The organism is Gallaecimonas mangrovi, from assembly GCF_003367375.1.
Classification (GTDB): domain Bacteria; phylum Pseudomonadota; class Gammaproteobacteria; order Enterobacterales; family Gallaecimonadaceae; genus Gallaecimonas; species Gallaecimonas mangrovi.
The window spans coordinates 1,638,639-1,657,381 of record NZ_CP031416.1 but is presented as its reverse complement, the minus strand read 5'-3'; the positions used below and the strand labels follow the sequence as shown (position 1 = coordinate 1,657,381).

Sequence of the window (18,743 nt, the reverse complement as noted above, 5' to 3'; positions counted from 1 at the left end):
GTGGTGCACGACAGCCCCCGCTTTGTGATTGTCGATAAAACCCAGGCCATGAGCTTTCATGCTGAAGACGGCCCGGGCTTTTTTGTGTCCACAGAACAAGCCCTTGGCTGCAAACTTTGGCCAGTGCATCGTTTAGATAAGGTCACCACCGGCTTGATTATCTTCGCCAAAGACAGCGACGCGGCTGCCGAGTTAGGTCGGCTGTTTGAAGAACGGCAAATCAAAAAGTGTTATTTGGCGCTGTCGGATAAAAAACCCAACAAGAAGCAAGGCCTAATAAAAGGCGATATGAGTAAAGCGCGCCGCGGCGCCTGGCGGTTACAACGCACCACCCAAAACCCCGCCATCACCCGCTTTGACAGCAGCGCTTTGGGCGATGGCCGCCGCCTCTACCGCTTGTGGCCACAAACCGGTAAAACGCACCAGTTACGGGTAGCAATGAAAAGCCTTGGCGCTCCTATCTTGGGCGACGAGCTCTACGGCGGCACGGCTTTTAGCCGGGTGTGTTTGCATGCCTATGGGCTGTATTTTGAGGCCCTTGGCGAACATGTCACCATTACCGCCATGCCCGATTTCTTAACCGCCGCGCCCTCACCTTTTGAGGACGCGCTTTGAATCTGCTGGTCGCCATTGAAGCCTTTGTCAAAGTCGCGGAGCTGGGCAGCTATACCAAAGCCGCCGAGCAGCTGGATATATCACGCACGCAACTGTCAAAACTGGTGATGCAGCTTGAAGAACACCTCAACGTTCGGCTGCTGCAACGCACAACGCGCCGCTTGCATTTAACCGAAGCGGGCCAAAATTACCTCGTCCGCAGCCAAGGCATACTGCAAGCATTGCAAGACGCCGAAGCGGAACTCAGCCAGGGCCACAGCCAAATCAGCGGCCGGCTGCGCATTAATGGCCCCATGTCATTTGGCACCCGCTATTTAGCGCCCTTGGTGGCGCAATTTATGGCCCAGCACCCACAACTTGAAGTACGGCTTGAGCTAAATGATCGCAAGATTGATTTACTAGAAGACGGTTTCGACCTAGCCATTCGTATTGGCACCCTGCCCGACTCAAGCCTGGTGGCCAGGCAACTGACACAGTGCCAGCTGCTGTTGGTGGCCTCCCCTGCCTATTTATCTGCCAATGGCTCCCCCACCGACATAGATGACTTACATCAGCATCAATGCCTTAAATACCGCCGCGGCGGCGTTACCTATTGGCCAATCAAAGGCAAAAACATCGCCATTGACGGCCCCTTGGAAAGCAACAATGGCGAAGTGCTGACCTATGCGGCTGAGGCCGGCTTGGGCATTGCTTTTCAGCCAAGCTTTTTAGTGGACGACAGCATTAAAGCCGGCCGGCTCAAGGTGGTGTTGCCCGGCCAGCAATTACTGCAGTTAGGCATTTATGGTGTCTATCCGGCCCGTCGCCACCTGCCAGCCAAGGTAAAAGCTTTTCTCGATTTTCTGGCCCAAGCCTGGGGTTCACCGCCCTACTGGGAAAACGAGATTATCCCCCAATAGGAACCAATGATGTTCCACATACGGCGATTATCTTCAATGAACAGGAAAGTAAAGTCACACCATCAACTTTGAATCCTGACTTGGAGAAACACCATGCAAGCTTATGCCACCACTTTATTACGCCTGTCCTTAGGGGTAATGGCCCTTGCCCACGGCTTAATGAAAATTTTTGTCTTCACCATTCCTGGTACCGTTGGTTACTTTGAATCGGTCGGCTTTCCTGGCTTTTTCGCCTACATCGCTATTTTGGCGGAAGTGGGCGGCGGTTTGGCGCTGATATTCGGCCTCTACACCCGCTGGGTGGCCCTGGCCTTTATTCCGCTGCTGCTCGGCGCATTAACCGTTCATATGCACAATGGTTGGGTATTTTCGAATAAAGGCGGCGGCTGGGAATTTCCGGTATTTTGGATTGTTGCCCTGTTGGTTCAGGCCGGTCTGGGTGGCGGCGCTTTGGTCCTTAACAAACGTTTTTCGTGAGGCATTAACCATGTTACCGAGCCTTTATATCTCCCACGGCTCCCCCATGCTGGCCCTTACCGAAGGGCCAGCTCGGGATTTTCTTATTGAGCTAGGCAAACACTATCAACCCAGTGCCATTGTGGTTATTTCCGCGCACTGGGCAACACGCGGGCTGGCCGTTAGTACCAGTGCAGAACCCGAGACCATTCATGATTTTTATGGTTTCCCTGACATCCTCTACCAGCAGCAATATCCGGCTAAAGGCGCCCCTGAACTGGCGGCAAAACTGAGCCAACAATTAGGGGCGGTGGTTGTCGACAGGGGTTTAGACCATGGCGCCTGGGTGCCGCTATCACTGATGTACCCCAAGGCCGACATTCCGGTGCTGAGCCTGTCGCTGCCAGTGACATGGAGCAACGACGCCTTGTATGAACTGGGCCAGAAATTGGCGGCGCTTCGCCAGGACAATGTGCTTATCATCGGCTCCGGCACCTTGACCCATAACTTACGAGCACTGCAGCCTGAAGGCTCACCGGCGCCCGCCTGGGTTAACCGCTTTGCCGACTGGGTGAAGGAAAAGTTACTGGCCAAAGACAAGGCGGCGTTGCTGCATTGGCAACAAGGGCCTGAAGCACTGGCGAATCACCCCAGTCCCGAGCATTTTGTGCCACTGCTGGTGGCGATGGGGGCCGGCGGTGATGCCAGCCAGCTCCACCACAGCATTAGCCACGGCATATTGGCCATGGACTGTTATGCCTTCTCGTGAGCGTCATTAAAGGCCTGACGAATGCCAGGCACTTTATCAACGATGCTATCAAAGGCGCGCACCACATCCGGGTCAAAATGCTGGCCCGCTTCTTTGTGCAGTAGCGCTAAGGCGTCATCAACCGACCAGGCTTTTTTATAAGGTCTGTCCGAGGTCAAGGCATCAAAGACGTCAGCCACGGCGACAATGCGCCCCTCAAGGGGAATATCTTGGCCTTTTAGACCTTTGGGATAGCCGCCACCGTTGAATTTTTCATGATGGGTTAGTGCGATAACACAAGCCATGGTCATCAGCGGTGACGGGTCGTCTTTAAGAATTTCGGCACCAATTTCTGGATGGGTGCGCATCACCGTCCACTCATGGTCATCAAGCTTGCCCGGCTTTTGCAAAATGGCATCGGGAATACCGATTTTACCAACATCATGCATGGGCGCCGCCGCTTTCAGTAACTCAGCCCAGTCGCTGGGCATAGCCATTGCCAAGGCTATCTCATAGGCGTAATGGCTCATGCGCTGCACATGCATACCGGTTTCATTGTCTTTGTACTCGGCAGCCCGCCCCAACCGCACAATAATCGCTTGGCGGGTGTCCTCCAGCTCTTTGGTACGCTCCCTAACTAACGACTCAAGCCCACGCTCTTGCTGATAAAGCTGCAGATGATTAGCCACCCTGGCCCTGACAATAGGCGGGCTAATTGGCTTGGTGATGTAATCAACGGCGCCAACACTAAAACCCCGAGTTTCGTCGGCCACTTCGCCCATGGCGGTGACGAAAATAACAGGAATACGGTGGGTTAATGGGTCGCTTTTTAAGGTTTGGCACACCTCAATGCCGTCCATGTCTGGCATCATAATATCAAGCAGCACCAAGTCGGGCCTGGGCTCACTGCGTGCCAGCAACAGCGCTTTAGCACCGCTGGTTGCCACCTTTAGGTTGTATGTGTCTTTTAGGGCCTCGCGCAGAATATGCAGGTTCTCTGGCACATCATCGACCAACAGTAAGGTTGCCTCTTTCATGCCTCCTCCAACAACACATCAAGCTGTTCCAGCGCCTGGTCGAAATCAAATTGCTCTAAGTAGCCTCGAAGGTCGGCCAGCGCAGAGCGTAGCTGAGGATGCTGCTGGATAAAGCTCTCAAGCCTATCTAACGCTTCGGCATCGGCCGCCTCAAGCGCTGGCCTAAGTTCAGCAAGAGTTGCTTTGGCGTCACTATCAAGGCTCACGACCGGGCCTCGGGTTTCTTGTGGTAGCCAGTTCTCTATTGCCTGCAGCAAAGGCGCCAGTTCCACTTTGAGGTTGGCCAATTGCGTGGCGGTATCGGCCCCCGCTTTCGCCGCGTCTTCTGCCTTTTTAGCAACCTCGGCCAAACTGTGGGCCCCGATATTGCCCAACAAGCCTTTTAGGGTATGCAAATGGCGAAGCGTGGTTTCGTCGTCCTGCGGCTCTAGCATCTCAGGCACTTGCTGATAAAAGCGGCGCAGCACTCGCTGATAAAGCGTTGCATCATTCATGACACGATTAAGGCCATCTTCCACATCCAGCTCTGGCGTTTGGGGCCATTGCCCTGAGCTTTGACTTGGTTGCGGTAAGTCGATGCTGTCATCTACTCCCAGCCAATGACTGATAACCCTAAACATCACCGGAATGTCTAACGGCTTGGCAATATGGTCATTCATGCCAGCATCAAGGCAGCGCTGTTTGTCGCCTTCCATAACATTTGCCGTCATGGCAATAACCGGCAATGCCTGCCATTGTGGGTTGTTACGCAGCACCCGCGTTGCTTCAAAGCCGTCCATAATGGGCATTTGGCAATCCATCAGCACCAAATCAACACGACGTGCAGCCAGCTTATCCAAGGCGTCTTGCCCATCCTTTGCCACTATCACTTGCGCTTTCGATTTGCTCAAAAAGGTTTGCGCTACCTCCCGGTTAAGATCGTTATCATCCACCAGCAAGATGGTTTTGCCTTTAAACGAGGGGTAATTACCGTTATCCATGACTGGCTGCCGCCGCACCGGCAAATGCCCTTCGTGGGTACCAAGGCACAAACACACATATTCAAAAAGGTGTGACGGGCTCACCGGCTTTAACAGCACCTGCTCAACCCCCAAGCTCTTGGCGTTGGCGATAAGCTCGTCATCGGTAAAGGCAGAAATCATCATAATGGCGCCCGGCTGGCGAGGCTGCTCACGGATTTTGCCAATCAGCGTCAGGCCATCCATACCCGGCATCTGCCAGTCCACCATCATTAGATCGGGCATCGCTTTGGCATTGCGAAGCCGGTCCATGGCCTGCTGACCACTGGTGAGGGTATGCACCTTAAAACCAAAGGCGCGCATTAACCCCTCAAAAACCGCGAGCTGGGTTTCGTTATCGTCGACAATCAATACCGATTTGCCTTCCAGCTCGGCCAGCATCAGCGGTTTGTGCTGTTCCCCCTCGGGTACCAGCGGCAGGGTAAAAGTGAAAATGGACCCTCGCCCCAGCTCAGAACGCACCTCGATTTTCCCGCCCATTAATTGGCAAAGCCGCTGTGAAATAGCCAGGCCTAGGCCGGTACCGCCAAAACGCCGGGTAGTGGAACTATCGGCTTGGGTAAAGGCACTAAACAGCTTTTCAACCTGGTCGGCCGACATACCAATACCGGTGTCACGCACACTCAGCTGCAAGTATTCCTCCCCCGCTGCAACCGGGTACTGCACACTGACCACCACCTCGCCTTTTTCTGTAAATTTCATGGCGTTGGAGATAAGGTTCATCAAAATTTGGGTAAGGCGATGGGGATCTCCAAACAGTTGGTTGGGGCAGGACGGCATCAGGTTAAATACCAGTTCCACTTTCTTTTCAGCCGCTTTATCCGCAAAGATGTCACGCAGGTTCAGCAAGGTGTCGTCGAGATTAAAGGCGACTTTTTCCACCGACATTTTGCCGGCTTCAATTTTTGAGAAATCCAGAATGTCGTTGAGAATACGCAGCAAGGTGCCAGAAGCTTGCTCTATCTTGGCAAGATACGGGTTGTTACTGCGTTCACGAGCCAAATGGGCAAAGCCAATAATGGCGTTCATGGGGGTGCGGATCTCATGGCTCATGTTGGCCAAGAAATCGCTTTTCGCTTTAGAGGCTTCGTCGGCGGCAATTTTGGCTTCTTCGACAGCCCGCTCCATGTTGCGCCGCTCGTCAAGGTCTGTAATGACCGCCACACTGCGGTTATCCGCCAGCCGCCTGAGTGCCAATGACACCCAGCAAATATCGCCGCCGCTACCCACCAGGTAACCTTCCCAGTCAAAGTCTTCACCCTTATTGCAAAGCGAAACGATATGGCTACGGTCTTGTTGGCGGAAAAAGCTGCCCAATAAGGCGCCACGCAACTGTTCATGGCGCAGCGACAATAAGTTACAGAGCGCCTGGTTGGCCTCCACCACCTTGAAGTCTTCATCTAAGCTGGCAAGGCCGGTAGGCACCACTTGAAATAACGTGGTTAATGCTTGCTCTCGGCGTTTTAGCCGCTCCCTTGCTTGGCGCTTGTCAGAGATGTCGTACACCACCCCATCCCGCCCCAGATAGACGCCCTGGGCGTCAAAAAAGGGCTCGCCCCTATCGGCCACCCAAAGGGTTTTACCGTTGCGTTGTATCAAGCGGTATTCCAAGGCGTAAGCCTGGTGTTTCTCTATGGCATGGCCAAGCTTTTCGGCAACCTCACCGGCATCTTCTGGATGAATAAAGTCAGTAAAACCACGCTGACTTTCCAAAAGCTCCTCGGCCTTAACACCCAAGAATTCCCGTACCGATGGCGCCACATAGTGCAGTTCATTTTGGCTATCTATGCGGTAGCTGGCGACCGGCAGATGCGAAAGTAACTCTTCTGCCATCACCGATGATGAAGACAGCGAAGCGCCCGATAAAAAGCGGTTAAAACCGGTGCCCAGCAGTTTTAGTTCCGGGGGACCGGCAGGTTCAACCTGGTTGGCAGGTAAACCATCAATCAAATTACTGACACCACGAATAACGGTATATAGCGGCCGGGTCAGCCTTTTGATATACAGCCAGCCCACCACCACAACCAAGGCGATAAGGCCCAGGGGAATAAGCCAGTGCAGCAGTAACGAGGAATCATCGTTTTGGTTATGCCAGCGTAAAAAGACCATGGCATTGTGAAGCTGTTGGCGAGGGCCTTTAAGTTCAGTCCCCGAGTCCGTGAGTAACCGTCCTGAACGGTCAAATAGCTGGGCACTGCCGCCTTTTAATTGATTCACCAGACTATTGAGCTCGACATCCACCGTGACCACACCGAAAACAGTGTCGTTTTGTGCAAATAGCGGAACCGAATAGGTGATCATCCAAACATTACCGCCGCCATCATCAAAATACGGCGCCGACCAGCCGGGCTGGCGAAGGCGGATGGGTTCGATAAACCATTGTGATGTTTGGGTAAAATCGTAACTGGCTGCCAAGTCTAAGGTCAGTACTTTATTGCCACTGCGGTAGGCATAGGGCGCCTTAACCGCGCCGGGCGGCGTGTGTTCGGGTAAAAAGGCAATGGCAGAGCCGAAGATCAGCGGATCGGTTTCCAGGTTTTGGGCAACGATCCCCAGCCGAAATTGCTCATCGCCAAACTTAGCCAGCTCCAGCACCCGTGCACTGGCCTGCGCAAACTGGGCCGCATGGGCAAGTTCGTGGTCCAGCAAGGCCGCTTGTTGCTGTAATTGTTCAGCGGCATCTTTAGCGGGCCTGTCTAATAAAGCGCTAAGCAATGCCATAACGCCGATGCTTATCACCAGCAACACCACTAACGCCGCCAACAATCGGCCTCGAAGCGATAACGCTTTCATTAACTTACGTTTTCCCTAACTAGGCGGTAATTACCTGAGGTTAGCACCGCGTTGTTAAGCCGTTAGAAAATTCGCTCAGAAAGTTGCGCTTGGCGACGTTATTGGCAAGCGTCGGTTTGTCGCTTGGGCGCGGCTAAACGAAAAGCCGCCAGCAGTTCGAGGCGCTGGCCCACCGCAACGAGGGTGGGGAAAGGCGTTAAGGTCACATCAAAACGCTTGGCGTTATACAGTTGTGGCACCAGGCAACAGTCGGCCATGGTCAAGGTGTCACCGAAGCAATACTGGCCGGCGCTTTTTACCAGGCGCTGCTCTAGCGCGCTAAAGCCGACTTCAACCCAGTGGCGATACCATTTGAGCTTGTCAGCTTCGCTAACATTAAGCTCGCCGGTGAGATACTGCAGCACCCGCAGGTTATCCAAAGGGTGCATGTCACAGGCAATATCTTGGCAAAAAGCCCGTACCTGCGCTCTGGCCCCGGCGTCATCAGGCAAGAGTTTGGGGCCGGGCTGGGTTTCTTCCAAGTACTCCAAAATGGCCAGCGACTGGGTCAACACCAAGGGCCCGTCAATTAAGCTAGGCACCAGTTGGCTTGGATTAATGGCGCAATATTCCTGGCCATGTTGTTGGCCGCCGTCTTTGACCAAATGAACGGGAATGGACACATAGTCCACTCCCTTAATGGCCATCGCGATGCGAACCCGGTAAGCCGCCGATGAGCGCCAATAACCGTAGAGGGTCATGCTTTGACAACCTGTTGGTCGATGGCGCCAAACAAACTTTGGCCCTGCTCGTTAAGCATCTCAATCCTGACCCGGTCGCCAAAGGCCATAAATGCCGTGCGAGGGGCGCCACTGTCTAAGGTTTCGAGCATCCGCACTTCTGCCAAACAGGACGAACCCTTGCGGCGATCGTAGTTGGAAATGGTGCCAGAGCCGATAATGGCGCCCGCCCCCAGTGGCCGGGTTTTGGCGGCATGGCTGATAAGGGTGGCAAAATTAAAGGTCATATCAACGCCGCAATTAGGCTGGCCAAAAAGTTGGCTATTAAGGTGACTGACCAGCGGCAAGTGCACTTTGGTGTCGCGCCAAGCATCCCCTAATTCATCGGGGGTAATGGCCAGCGGTGAAAAACTGCTGGAAGGCTTTGATTGGAAAAAGCCAAAGCCTTTGGCCAGCTCGGCAGGTATCAGGCCGCGCAGCGACACGTCATTGACTAACATCAGCAGTTTCACATGATGGGCAGCGGCTTCCACATCAACTCCCATCGGCACATCATCGGTAACAACCGCCACTTCTGCTTCAAAGTCGATGCCCCAGTCTTCACTGGCCAGTTTGATCGGGTCGCGCGGGCCAATAAAGCTATCCGAGCCGCCTTGATACATTAATGGCTGGTGCCAAAAGCTGTCGGGCATCTCAGCGCCCCGGGCTTTTCGCACCAGTTCAACATGATTAACGTAGGCGGAGCCGTCCGCCCACTGATATGCCCGTGGCAGCGGTGAATGGCAGTGCCTCTGCTCAAAACCAAAGGCCCCCTCAACGCAGCCTTCGTTAAGGGCGAGATACACCTCGTTAAGGCGCGGCGCCAATTGCTGCCAGTTATCCAGCGCGAACTGCAGGGTTGGGGCAATGTGGGCCACTTTGACCGCTTGCTTGAGTTGGCGGTCTACAACCACTAAACAGCCATCACGGCTGCCGTCTTTTAGGGTGGCCAGCTTCATGATTTCGCTCCCTGCCAGCTACGCACATAATCAGGATTTTCACTCGCCGAGGCACTGTTACCCACCTCGAGGGCATCGCGGGTATCCAGCATAACCGCCACTTCGTCGGTGGCTTTTTTCTTGTGCTCCAGACCGGCTTGGAAGGCCTTGGGATGGGGGCCATGGGTAAAACCGGCGGGGTGAAAACTCATCATGCCGCGCTCGATGTTGTCGCGGCTGAAAAAATCGCCGGCGTGGTAAAAAAGCACTTCATCAAAGTCATCATTGGCGTGATAAAACGGCACCTTAAGGGCGCCGGGGTCTGATTCAATTGGCCGCGGCACAAAGGTGCACACCACAAAGCGCGGTGCCACAAAGGTGGTGTGGGCGCTGGGCGGCAGGTGGTAGCGGTGGCTCATCAGTGGCCGAATGTCGCGCCAGTTAAGGCGCAGCACGCAAAGGTCGCCATGCCAGCCAATGGCATCCAAGGGATTGAAGGGATAGGTAATAACACTGACTTGGTTGTGGCGTTTGACCTCCAATTGCCAGCGCTGCTCCCCTTGCTGGGCTTTAAAGCACGTATCCATGGCCGGAATATCCAGCACTGCCGGGTCAAAAATCGCTTGCGGCCCAACCAAGCCTTTGTCGGGCAACTGATAACTGCCGTTAGTGGCTTCTATCATCAGTATTGTCATCGCCGCTTTCGGCTCTAACCGCCACATGGTGCCGCGAGGGATCATCACATAGTCGCCGTCGCGCAGGCTTAAATGGCCAAAATCACAGAAAAATTCGGCCTCACCTTCATGGATAAACAGTAAATCGTCGCCGTCGGCATTGCGGGCCAAGCGTTCCATTTTGCCAAGCGGCCGCCACAACCGGTAACGGCAGTGGGCGTTGTGCAAAATCACATCGCTGTGCCATGGCGAGTTGCCCTCGCCTTTGACCTTGTTTAAGTCAAAGAGCCGTGGCCGCAGTGGCCCTTCCCAATGACTCCAACCGGTGGGCGGGTGCTGATGGTGCAAATGGGCGGTGGGGCCAAAAAAGCCTTCCTTACCCATTTCCCGCTCGTAGATCCCCTCTTTCGGAAGGTCGGCATGGGCCTGGCGCGAATGAATACCCTCGCGGTGCGGTATGGAAGCCCACTTACGCATCACTTAGCACTCCGCGGCGAATTTGGTCTTCTTCAATCGATTCAAACAGCGCCTTGAAATTGCCTTCGCCAAAGCCGTCGTTCCCCTTGCGCTGAATGATTTCAAAGAACACCGGGCCGATAACGGTTTCAGTGAAAATTTGCAGCAAAATGCCGTCTTTACTGGGCATGCCGTCAATCAAGATGTTTAATGCCTGCAGCTTTTCAAGACTTTCACCATGGCCCGGCACCCGCGCATTAATACGCTCGTAGTACGTTGCCGGGGTGCGCATGAATGCGGTGCCGCGGCTTTGTAAATCAGCCACGGTTTGATAAATGTCGTTGGTGGTCAGGGCGATATGCTGAATGCCTTCACCGTTATATTCGCGCAGGAATTCTTCAATTTGCGACTTGTCGTCAGACGACTCGTTGATAGGAATACGAATTTTGCCGCAAGGGGCTGTCATGGCTTTTGACACCAGGCCGGTGAGCTTGCCTTCAATATCGAAATAGCGGATTTCCCGGAAGTTACCGATACGCTCGTAAAAATCAGCCCATACCGCCATATTGCCCTGATGCACGTTGTGGGTCAGATGGTCAATTTCAAACAGTCCGGCATTAGCCCGCGCCATCCGCGCTTTAAAATCGCTGTAAAAACAAAAGTCGACATTATAAATGTCTTTTTCGCCGTACAAGTCGACAAAAAACAGCAAAGAGCCACCAATGCCATACACCGCTGGAATGTTTAGTTCCATCGCCCCAACCGGATTGGGATAAGGCTTGGCGCCGTTAGCAACCGCGTGTTCAAAGGCCTTTTGCGCATCAGCCACCCGAAACGCCATGGCACAAACCGAAGGCCCATGCTTTTTGGCAAACTCCAAGGCATGGCTGTGAGGTTCGCCATTAACAATAAAATTGATGTCGCCCTGGCGGTACAACCAAGCCTCTTTGTGTTTGTGTTTGGCAACTTCGGCAAAGCCAAGTGAACCAAACAGGGCCTTAAGGTTGTCGATGCCTTTGGGGTCGGCGGCGGTGTATTCGACAAATTCAAAACCATCGGTTCCCAAAGGATTGGAAGGGGCTGGTGCTGACATGCTGCATTCCTCGTTGTTATTGGTTGTGTTTTTTTCAGGTATAACCCGAGTTACAGCGCCAGGAAAATACTTACCCTTACGTAAACGTAACATAAAAAGCGTCAAGCTAAAGTTACACAAGAAAAACCACTAGCCGCATCAGCAAGATACTGAAAAAAGACTGGCAACAAGGCGGTACAGGCATGGTGAAAAGCAGGGTGGGTATGCTGCTAAAAACAACAGCCAGCCAAGAACACAAATCCTGGCTGGCAATAAACGGCAACAACGGTGATGGCTACGATGACGGATGGAGCCTGGGCTTAGCCACTTGAGGCAGCCGATAGGCTCCAGGCCCAAGCAGCATCAATGCTGCAAAGCCGCCCAGAATAGCCACGTGCTCCAAGCTGGTCGTCAGGGCCATGATGGGACTTGGCGCCCCGAGCGGCCAATGCGCCAGCAAGGTGGCCAGCACCGTAAAGCTCATTAATAGCAGGCAGCCTAAACGCAGATACACACCCAATAGCACCAGCAACCCGCCAAGCAGTTGCACAACGATGGTGGCCAGGGCCAACAGACTTGGCATGGGTAAACCTAAGGCCGCCACTTCCTGCTGGGCTTGCGTCCATTGCAGCACTTTATCGACACCGCTAAACAAAAAGACCGCGCTTAGGCAGCAACGCACCATCAGCAAATACAGGTTCATTTACTGGCCTCCATGGCAGTAGTAGCCGGTTTGGCCAACAAGGCGTCGGTGGCGATAAACCCCAGGGTCATTGCCACAACCAACAAGGCGCCCATCAGTTTAGGCGGGGCCGGCACCGGAATATCAAACCAGCGACAGCCGCCGCCTATCAGCAGCCCCAACACCATGCCCATTAGCGCCGTCATCGAATGCCTCCTGTTTGACGCCGGCCACTGGGGCCGCCGCAGTTGCTCTGTTGAGTGGCAGGGCGGCAGCTATTTAACAGGCCCACCAGGCCGTACCCCAAGGTCATGGCCAATACCAGTAACGCACCAATCAGCGCTTGTGGGGCCGGTAGCGGTATGCCAAGCAAACGGCAGCCCGCACCAATTAGTAACCCCAGCAGTAACCCTAAAAGTGGTCGCATAACTCACCTCCCAATTAAAACGCGAAACAGGAACAGCCAAAGGCGCCCCAAAAGCCCTGGTAATCACTTACCGGTACGTCGCTAAAGCGCGCCTTGTCATGACAATGACCATGCACAGAACAGGCTCCTGCGCAGTGATGCACGCTCATCTTAACGTCGCTGCCAGGCCGCCAATGTCCCGGTACCAAAGCTACCGGCGACCAGTCGGGCAATACCGGCAATTCGGGCGGCGCTAAGTCTTTAAATTCCTCACTGGCATAAACCACTTTGCCGCCCACCACGGTCAGCACCGACTCAATCCATTTGATGGCCTCTTCTTCCACCTTGAAAAAGTCGCTACTAAGGGCGGCAAGATCAGCCAGCTGGCCAACTTTTATCTGCCCTTTTTGCCCTTGCTCTGATGAAAACCAGGCACTGCCATGGGTGAAAAGCGCCAACGCCTCGGCACGGTCTAACCCTTCGGGGTACAGGCAAAGGCCACCGACGGTTTTGCCCGAGACCAGCCAATAAAGTGAGGTCCAGGGGTTGTAACTGGATACCCGTGTTGCATCCGTTCCGGCGCCAACTGGCACACCTTCTGCCAGCATGCGTTTGATGGGGGGCGTTTGCTTGGCGGCCTCCGGGCCGTAGCGGTCTACAAAATATTCGCCCTGAAAGGCCATGCGATCTTGAATGGCAATACCGCCCCCCAAGGCCCTTACCCGTTCAATGTTCTGGGGGCTAATGGTTTCAGCGTGGTCAAAAAACCAAGGCAAACCGTCGAAAGGAATGTCACGGTTAACCTTCTCAAACACATCCAGCATTCGGGAAATGGATTCGTCATAGGTTGCATGTAGTCGAAAGGGCCAGCGCTCGGCTACCAGATGCCGCACCACCGGTTCCAGTTCGTCTTCCATCGATTGTGGCAAGTCCGGGCGCGGCTCAAGAAAGTCTTCAAAGTCTGCCGCCGAAAACACCAACATTTCGCCAGCGCCGTTATGGCGGAAGAAATCACTGCCCTGCCCCGGGCTAACTTGCTTGCTCCAGTTTTGAAAATCGGCCAATTCTTCTTGGGGCTTTTGGGTGAAAAGGTTATAGGCAATGCGCACCGTAAGTTCGTTGGCATCAGCAAGCTGTTGAATAACTTCATAGTCGTCGGATAATTCTGAAAGCCGCCACCGGCATCAATGGCGCTGGTTAAACCCAGCCGATTAAGCTCATGCATAAAACGGCGGGTGGAATTCACTTGGTATTCCAACGGCAATTTCGGGCCCTTAGCCAAGGTTGCGTAAAGAATCATGGCGTTAGGGCGGGCAATCAACATGCCGGTGGGGTTACCGTTGCCATCTCGCACTATTTCACCGCCAGGGGGATTGGGGGTGTTTTTGTCATACCCCACCACCTTGAGCGCAGCACGATTGAGCATGGCTCTGTCGTAAAGATGCAGTACAAACACCGGAGTATCTGGCGCCGCACGATTAAGCTCTTCAAGGGTTGGCATGCGCTGCTCTGCAAACTGAAACTCGTTCCAGCCGCCCACAACCCGCACCCATTGCGGCTGTGGTGTGCGTTCAGCCTGGGCTTTGAGCATGGCTAAGGCGTCACCCAGCGAGGGTACCCCTTCCCAGCGCAGCTCTAAGTTGTAATTAAGACCACCGCGAATAAGGTGCAGGTGCGAGTCATTGAGCCCGGGAATAACGGTGCGCCGGTTGAGGTCGACCACCTGGGTGTGTTGATGGCAATAGGCCATGGCCTCGGCATCACTCCCCACCGCGATAAAACGGCCATCCTTAATGGCAACGGCGCTGACATAGGGGTTGGCTTTATCGACGGTATGGATACGGCCATTTTTGAAAATAATATCGGCATTCATGAAGAGCACTCCTTGTACTCAGGGCTTGTTAAGCCAATGGGCTAACAGCTTGGTGAGGCGTGGCATCAGCACATAGACCACCGACAGCACGATGCAAAGCGTTACCAAGACACTGCGGGCAACGTAATTTCCTAACCAGGGCGAGAGGGCAAAAACCGGTTTGAGTAGCAGCGGGAAACCCAAGGTCAACGGCAGGATCACCCAAAAGGTCAGCAGCGCCTGTTTCCACCGTGTCGGCGGTGACGCCTTTGTTGACGAAGGCACAAACCAGAATTCATGCCCCTGGTGTTGTTCGCGGCTTTCCTCTTTCGCCAGATAGGGGCCGATTTCGTCCAGCAGTTGCTTGCGGGCATTCGACTCCAGCCACTGCTCAAGGGCTGCAGCGCTGGAAAAACGCAGCACGCTGATAAAATCGTCAGCATCGTGCATCACATCAACCCCCAAATGGCCGGGGTAACGGCTGGCCATTTCGGTCACTTTACGTAGCCAGTTTTCATAAAGGGCTTTGTAACCGGCTTTTACCTGATGGCGAATAACCAGCGTAACGGCATCCTTGGACATAACAGTCACCTTCAGACGCCCCAGCACGGGGCGCCGGCTGTCTCAGTGCCCTTCAGAGGCGTTAAACATGGTTTTGGCGTAAATCAGCCCCAAACCATAAGCGCCACCGTTGGCAACGGCGGTTTGCACGGTTTGGTCGTAGGTATCAGTGCGAGCCCAGTCGCGTTGCAGCTCCAGCAGGTATTGCAGCGACGTCATCGGACGCGCCCCCATTTGCAGCATGCGCTGAATCGCCATTTCGTGGGCTTCAACCGACACATCACCACAAGCATCAGCAATGAAATAAACCTCAAAACCCTGATCTAGGGCCGATAACGCTGGGCCAACAATACACACCGAGGTCCAAAGCCCGGCCAAAACAATTTTCGGTTTACCCAGGTTGTTAACACGCTCAGCAATACGCTCATCTTCCCAGGTGTTCATGGTGGTGCGGTCAATCACCGAGCAGCCCGGAAAGACCGAACTGATCTCCTCGAAGATAGGGCCTGAAAAGCTCTTTTCGGCCACGGTGGTCAAAATGGTGGAAACATCAAACTCCTTGGCCGCTTTCGCCACTAAGGCTGCGTTGTTGCGAAGGGTCACTGCATCAATGGATTTGGTGGCAAAAGCCATTTGCGACTGGTGGTCAATCATCACCAGAATGTGGTCATTGGGGTAAAGCAGGGTTTTACCTGGAGCAGCTTTGGCGATGGCCATGGGGGATTCCTCTTTGGGTTGTTGAATCGCGTTATTTATTAAGGTCGAGCCAGCGCAGAAAATGGCACCAGGCCCCTTCTTTGCTAACCGCAATGTGCCCTTCTATGTTTGCCAGCACGGCTCTTGCTGGCGAGTTAAAGCCTGTTAATTCGCGTTACCCTTGGGCCAACAAAATCCAACAGCACCACCGCTTTTTAGCACCATAAAAAAAGCCGGCTATTGCCGGCTAAACACACGTTAGGGGAAGGGCCCACTGGGGGCCGGAGGATACCGGCCGACAAAAGCTGAGTGAGGCAGCCTTCATCCGCGCCGGTCTTTTTATGGTTAAACAACAGGCCAATACTGCCCAGTTAATCGCTGTTAAAAATCGTGCTTAACGGCGCTTACCCATTAAGCATGCCCACTAGTAGTGGGCCGTCAGTGGCTCAGTCATCCCCACCAGCATCTGGCCTTGTTCGCATTCTTTAAGCTTGTCCAGCGCATAGCTGCGGGTGGTATCCAAGTAGCGGTATTTGGCGACCTCGCCGCCGCTATCAGCCTCTAGCAACGATTTATTGACCAGCTGCGTGATGTCTTGCAGCAGCCGGCAACGCGCTTGTTCGTCAAAGTGGAAGGCGTCCATGGCTTGCCCCAGCGAAAAGGCACCGCTGAACATCGCCAACACCCGAAAACAAAGCTGCTCCTGCGGGCTCAGCAGGCCATAGCTCCAATCCAGAGTGGCCTCTAAGGTGCGGTGGCGCTGCTGGGCATTGCGCCGGCCATAGCCTAACAGCAATAAACCCTGGTCAAGCTGCGCGCACAAGCCGCCAAGCCCCAGCACGTCAACATTGGCCGACGCCAACTCTATGGCCAGGGGGATGCCGTCAAGGCGGCGGCAAATCGCTTTAACTTGCGAAAGGTTATCGCTCGTTAGTTCAAAACCCGACATTTTTGCTTGTGCGCGGCTGACAAAAAGGGCGATAGCGGCGTAGTCCATTGCCTCGGTAGGCGACAGTCGGTCGCAGGCAACCGGATAAGGCAAAGGCCCAAGATGCAGCACCGACTCGGCTTCGGCCCGAATAGGTTCCCGGCTGGTCGCCAACACCGTTAACCTTGGCGCTAGGCGCATCAGCCGCTCCACCAAGTGGGCACATTGCTCTACCAGTGGTTCACAGTTATCGAGCACCAGCAGCATTTGTAAGGGTTCAAAAAAACGGGGCAACTGATGCGGTGTATCCAGCGCTAAGCTGTGGGTCAGCGCCATCGCCAAATCGATTTGTTCAGGCAGCTGCGATACATCAAGAAAATGAATGCCATCGGCAAAATGGTCACTAACACGTTCACTGGCCCTAATCGCAACGGTGCTCTTACCAATGCCGCCTGGGCCGATAAGGGTCAGCATTCGCCTGCTACTTAGCAACCTAACAGCTGCGGCGGTTTCCGTTTCTCTTCCCAAGGTGGCATTGAGTAACGCCGGTAAATTAGCCGGCGTTTTGGCTTCCTCGGCAGCGGCCTGTTGCAGCAATGCAACCTCAGCAACAAAACGATACCCCTGCTGCGGCAAGGTTAAAATATAGTGCTCTTTGCGCCGACTCTCGCCCAAGGCTTTTCGCAGCGCAACCATATGTACCCGCACCGATATTTCATCAACAATGGTGGTTGGCCACACCTTGGCCATCAATTGCGTTTTACTCAGGGTTTGGCCTGGATGTTCTAAAAAGACCAAGAGTAAGTCCATGGCCTTACCGCCAAGGTCCACTTGACGGCCGTTCTCCAGCAACAGGCGTTGCTGCGGATAAAGCACAAAAGGCCCAAAACGTAAGGCCTCGCTCGGAAGGCTGGTGGGTATATCCATGCTGTTGTGCACCCTAAGAGCTTGGCATCAGAGGCTCAACCTAAGCCTTGCTCGTCACGGTGCCTCCTCTTGTTAGTGGACTCGAATCTCTTTTTTAATCCACTTATCACCGAAATTGGTCATACAATTAGGCCAAATCCGGCCAAAATGATTCCCATTTCGGCCATCACTAGCCAAAACGGCTGCGATATTGAGCCGGGGTTATCCCCAGGCACTCCAGAAAATGCTGCCGTAGCTGTCTTGGGCCACTAAAACCACATTCAAAAGCAATGGTTTTCAAAGGCAACTGACTGGTTTCTAATAAAACTCTTGCCTCATCTACCCGCGCGGCCCGTACGAACTCCATCGGCGTCATTGCCGCTTGCCGCTGAAAATTACGGCTAAAATGCCGCTGGCTCATTGCCGCCATCGCCGCCATTTTTTCAACGCTAAAATCGTCGTGCAAATGGTCAACAACATAGCGCTGAACCTGGCTTATCGGATTATCTTCATTACTTATCTCCGCCAGCAGTGGGCTGAACTGCGCCTGGCCGCCTTGCCGTTTCATCACCACCAACAGCACCTTGGCCACCTTAAGCGCCAATTCATGGCCATGATGCTGCTCAACGATAAATAACGCCAAATCGATGCCGGCAGTAATACCGCCACAACTTAGAAATTTATGGTCTTGAACAATAAGCTGGTTGTTTTCTATCAGCGCTTCAGGACAGCGTTTGGCTAAGCGCTCTAAATAACGCCAATGGGTGGTAACGCGCCGCCCCTTCAGCAGCCCCGCCTCAGCCAGCAAAAAGGCGCCAGTGCAAATAGAGGCAAACTGCCCTGCCTTGGCGGTAGCACTTTTCACCCAGGGCACCCATTGAGGATGACCAAAATCGTAGGCGCCTGGCCCCCCCGGAAAGAGCAACAAATCAAAGGCATGCTGGGCTTGCGCTAGCGTGAGTTGTGGCTGGATAGCGACACCGTTTGATGCCGTGATTAAACCGTCTTCAGCGCCAATGGTTTGAATGAGGTACTGCTCTTGCTCAGGCAGATAACGATTCGCAACAGCAAAGACTTCAGCAGGGCCCGAAAAATCCAGCATCATCACATCTGAAAAAATCAAAAATGCGACGGTTTTCATGGTCCTGCCCTCCTACCTGGCATTTTATTTTCGACATTATCTTGTTCGTCAACTGCTAAATGAGAACAGTTATCCATTGCGATAATACTAATCAGCGAGTAAGACC

17 protein-coding genes and 1 pseudogene are annotated in these 18,743 nt (G+C 53.9%); 4 read left to right on the top strand and 14 right to left on the bottom strand.

The genetic code is table 11. The features are described 5' to 3' along the window. From DW350_RS07885 to DW350_RS07870, 4 genes are all read left to right on the top strand, one after another. Positions 1–615, top strand: a complete 615-nt coding sequence (locus DW350_RS07885) for a pseudouridine synthase (protein ID WP_226911437.1) — start codon at positions 1–3, stop codon at positions 613–615. Beyond that, positions 612–1,514 carry a LysR family transcriptional regulator gene (locus DW350_RS07880; RefSeq protein WP_115718338.1) on the top strand — a complete coding sequence of 301 codons (903 nt, stop codon included), beginning with the start codon at positions 612–614 and terminating at the stop codon, positions 1,512–1,514. The genes DW350_RS07885 and DW350_RS07880 overlap by 4 nt, the downstream gene beginning before the upstream one ends. A gap of 93 nt (positions 1,515–1,607) precedes the next feature. Then, on the top strand, positions 1,608–1,991 hold the full coding sequence (locus DW350_RS07875; RefSeq protein WP_115718337.1) for a DoxX family protein: 384 nt from the start codon (positions 1,608–1,610) through the stop codon (positions 1,989–1,991). A gap of 10 nt (positions 1,992–2,001) precedes the next feature. Further along, positions 2,002–2,739, top strand: a complete 738-nt coding sequence (locus tag DW350_RS07870; RefSeq protein ID WP_115718336.1) for a dioxygenase family protein — start codon at positions 2,002–2,004, stop codon at positions 2,737–2,739. Here DW350_RS07870 and DW350_RS07865 read toward each other — a convergent pair. From DW350_RS07865 to DW350_RS07800, 14 genes and pseudogenes are all read right to left on the bottom strand, one after another. Beyond that, positions 2,724–3,755 (bottom strand): HD-GYP domain-containing protein, encoded by a 1,032-nt coding sequence (locus DW350_RS07865; protein ID WP_115718335.1) that lies wholly within the window; start codon positions 3,753–3,755, stop codon positions 2,724–2,726. The two genes, DW350_RS07870 and DW350_RS07865, sit on opposite strands and share 16 nt — an antisense overlap. Next, a complete protein-coding gene (locus tag DW350_RS07860; protein ID WP_115718334.1) occupies positions 3,752–7,567 on the bottom strand; it encodes a response regulator in 3,816 nt (1,271 codons plus the stop codon). Before DW350_RS07860 ends, DW350_RS07865 begins: the two co-directional genes overlap by 4 nt. A 98-nt stretch (positions 7,568–7,665) precedes the next feature. Beyond that, entirely contained in the window at positions 7,666–8,307 is a 642-nt protein-coding gene (gene maiA, locus DW350_RS07855; protein WP_115718333.1) for a maleylacetoacetate isomerase, read from the bottom strand. Next, entirely contained in the window at positions 8,304–9,284 is a 981-nt protein-coding gene (locus DW350_RS07850; protein WP_115718332.1) for a fumarylacetoacetate hydrolase family protein, read from the bottom strand. The genes maiA and DW350_RS07850 overlap by 4 nt, the downstream gene beginning before the upstream one ends. Beyond that, complete coding sequence (locus tag DW350_RS07845; protein WP_115718331.1) at positions 9,281–10,414, bottom strand: homogentisate 1,2-dioxygenase; 1,134 nt, start codon at positions 10,412–10,414, stop codon at positions 9,281–9,283. Before DW350_RS07845 ends, DW350_RS07850 begins: the two co-directional genes overlap by 4 nt. Continuing rightward, complete coding sequence (gene hppD / locus DW350_RS07840; protein WP_115718330.1) at positions 10,407–11,486, bottom strand: 4-hydroxyphenylpyruvate dioxygenase; 1,080 nt, start codon at positions 11,484–11,486, stop codon at positions 10,407–10,409. The genes DW350_RS07845 and hppD overlap by 8 nt, the downstream gene beginning before the upstream one ends. A gap of 274 nt (positions 11,487–11,760) precedes the next feature. Continuing rightward, positions 11,761–12,168, bottom strand: a complete 408-nt coding sequence (locus DW350_RS07835) for a DoxX family protein (protein WP_115718329.1) — start codon at positions 12,166–12,168, stop codon at positions 11,761–11,763. After that, positions 12,165–12,353 carry a DUF1427 family protein gene (locus DW350_RS07830; protein WP_115718328.1) on the bottom strand — a complete coding sequence of 63 codons (189 nt, stop codon included), beginning with the start codon at positions 12,351–12,353 and terminating at the stop codon, positions 12,165–12,167. The genes DW350_RS07835 and DW350_RS07830 overlap by 4 nt, the downstream gene beginning before the upstream one ends. Then, positions 12,350–12,574 (bottom strand): DUF1427 family protein, encoded by a 225-nt coding sequence (locus DW350_RS07825; protein WP_115718327.1) that lies wholly within the window; start codon positions 12,572–12,574, stop codon positions 12,350–12,352. Before DW350_RS07825 ends, DW350_RS07830 begins: the two co-directional genes overlap by 4 nt. 14 nt (positions 12,575–12,588) lie before the next feature. Then, positions 12,589–14,426 (bottom strand): annotated as a pseudogene (locus DW350_RS07820) (amidohydrolase). Between the two features lie 18 nt (positions 14,427–14,444). After that, positions 14,445–14,987 carry an antibiotic biosynthesis monooxygenase gene (locus DW350_RS07815; RefSeq protein ID WP_115718326.1) on the bottom strand — a complete coding sequence of 181 codons (543 nt, stop codon included), beginning with the start codon at positions 14,985–14,987 and terminating at the stop codon, positions 14,445–14,447. Positions 14,988–15,029: 42 nt separating this feature from the next. Next, positions 15,030–15,683, bottom strand: coding sequence for a hydrolase (locus DW350_RS07810; protein ID WP_115718325.1), 654 nt, complete (start codon positions 15,681–15,683; stop codon positions 15,030–15,032). 403 nt (positions 15,684–16,086) lie between these two features. Continuing rightward, a complete protein-coding gene (locus DW350_RS07805) occupies positions 16,087–17,517 on the bottom strand; it encodes an ATP-binding protein (protein ID WP_115718324.1) in 1,431 nt (476 codons plus the stop codon). A 169-nt stretch (positions 17,518–17,686) separates the two neighbouring features. After that, on the bottom strand, positions 17,687–18,637 hold the full coding sequence (locus DW350_RS07800) for a GlxA family transcriptional regulator (RefSeq protein ID WP_115718323.1): 951 nt from the start codon (positions 18,635–18,637) through the stop codon (positions 17,687–17,689). Positions 18,638–18,743: the final 106 nt, after the last annotated feature.